At 35.7% G+C, this 2,093-nt stretch carries 2 protein-coding genes; both read left to right on the top strand.

Annotated elements, in window-relative coordinates; genetic code table 11:
• Positions 1–924, top strand: a 924-nt coding sequence (locus ACTG3S_RS14330; protein ID WP_439130013.1) for a dihydroxy-acid dehydratase domain-containing protein, incomplete at its 5' end; no start/stop codon positions are given.
• 92 nt (positions 925–1,016) lie between these two features.
• On the top strand, positions 1,017–2,093 hold a 1,077-nt coding region (locus ACTG3S_RS14325), incomplete at its 3' end, for a thiamine pyrophosphate-binding protein (protein WP_439130011.1).

Here is a 2,093-nt window from a genome sequence, read left to right as displayed (position 1 = left end):
ATTATTTCTAAAAAATCTTTAGAAAATGCAATTGCAATTGTTAATGCTTTAGGGGGTTCTACAAACGCAGTATTACACTTTTTAGCCATTGCACATGCTGCTGATATTGATTTTACATTAGAAGATTTTCAACGTGTTTCAGACAGAACACCATTAATTACAGATTTAAAACCCTCTGGTAAATATTTAATGGAAGATGTTCATGGAGTTGGTGGTACACCAGCTATTATGAAATATTTGTTAGACAATGGTTATTTACATGGCGATTGTTTAACAGTTACAGGTAAAACCTTGGCAGAGAATTTAGCAGATGTAGAAGCGATGGAATTTGAAGATCAAGACGTAATTTACCCTAAAGATAAAGCCTTAAAATCTTCAGGAAATATTCAAATTATTTATGGGAATTTGGCAACTGAAGGAGCTGTAGCAAAAATTTCTGGAAACGAAGGTTTATTGTTTGAAGGGAAAGCAGTAGTGTATGATGGTGAACAAGCAGCAAATACAGGTATTTCTAACGGAGAAGTAGAAAAAGGAGATGTAGTCGTCATTAGATATGTTGGTCCAAAAGGAGGTCCAGGAATGCCAGAAATGTTAAAACCAACTTCGTTAATTATGGGAGCAGGTTTAGGAAAATCTGTAGCATTAATTACAGATGGACGTTTTTCTGGAGGAACTCACGGTTTTGTGGTAGGTCATATTACACCAGAGGCGCAAACTGGGGGAGCAATTGGACTGATTGAAACCGGAGATAAAATTAGAATTAGTGCAGAAGATAACTCTATTAACGTTTTAATTTCAGATGAAGAGTTAGCAGAAAGAAAATCGAAATGGGTGGCACCACCACTAAAACACAAAAAAGGGATATTATACAAATATGCAAAATCGGTAGCATCTGCCTCTAAAGGATGTGTTACAGATTTGTAAAAAGAATAAAGAAACAAGAGAAAAGAAAATAGAAATAAATAGACTAAAGTCTTTACTCTCTTTTCTTTCTTCTCTAATCTAAAAAAGAAAATATGGAAACACAAACCATAAATAAACAACAGCAAACTACCAAAACTACAGAGCGTATTTCTGGTAGTGAGGCAATTGTGAGATGTCTAATTGAAGAAGGAGTAGATATTTTATACGGATATCCAGGTGGAGCAATTATGCCTGTTTATGACGAATTGTACAAATATCAGGGTAAAATTCATCATGTGTTAACGCGCCATGAACAAGGAGCTACGCATTCTGCTCAAGGTTATGCTAGAATTTCTGGAAAAGTAGGAGTTGCCATGGCTACTTCTGGTCCAGGAGCTACCAATTTAATCACAGGTATTGCAGATGCACAGATAGATTCTACACCCATGGTTTGTATTACTGGGCAAGTTGCGTCGCATTTGTTAGGTAGTGATGCTTTTCAAGAAACCGATATTGTAGGTATTTCTACACCCGTTACAAAATGGAATATACAAGTTACAAAAGCAAAAGATATTCCAGAGGCAATAGCAAAAGCGTTTTACATTGCAAAAAGTGGTAGACCAGGACCTGTTTTAGTAGATATTACTAAGGATGCTCAATTTGATGAATTTGATTTTTCTTATAAAAAATGCACACAAATAAGAAGTTATAAACCGATACCAGAAACAAACATAGATAAGGTTGAAGAAGCTGCTAGCATAATAAATGCAGCAAAAAAACCATTAATTGTTTGGGGGCAAGGAGTAATTTTAAGTGAAGCAGAAGCGCAGTTAAAAGCAGTTGTTGAAAAAGCAGGAATCCCTGCAGCTTGGACCATTTTAGGGGCTTCAGCCATTCCAACTTCTCATCCATTAAATGTTGGTATGGTGGGTATGCATGGGAATTATGCGCCAAATATGTTAACCAATGAGTGTGATGTTTTAATTGCTATTGGGATGCGTTTTGACGATCGTGTAACCGGCAGTTTAAACACCTATGCAAAACAAGCAAAAGTAATTCACTTTGAAATTGACCCTGCAGAAGTAGATAAAAATGTAAAAACGGATGTTGCAGTTTTGGGTGATGCTAAAGTGAGTCTAGAAATTTTATTACCATTACTAAATGAAAATACACATACAGATTGGCATCAA

Source organism: Polaribacter sp. (assembly GCF_965656025.1).
Classification (GTDB): domain Bacteria; phylum Bacteroidota; class Bacteroidia; order Flavobacteriales; family Flavobacteriaceae; genus Polaribacter.
The sequence above is the reverse complement of the archived record's forward strand: the minus strand, read 5'-3'. Positions and strand labels throughout refer to the sequence as shown.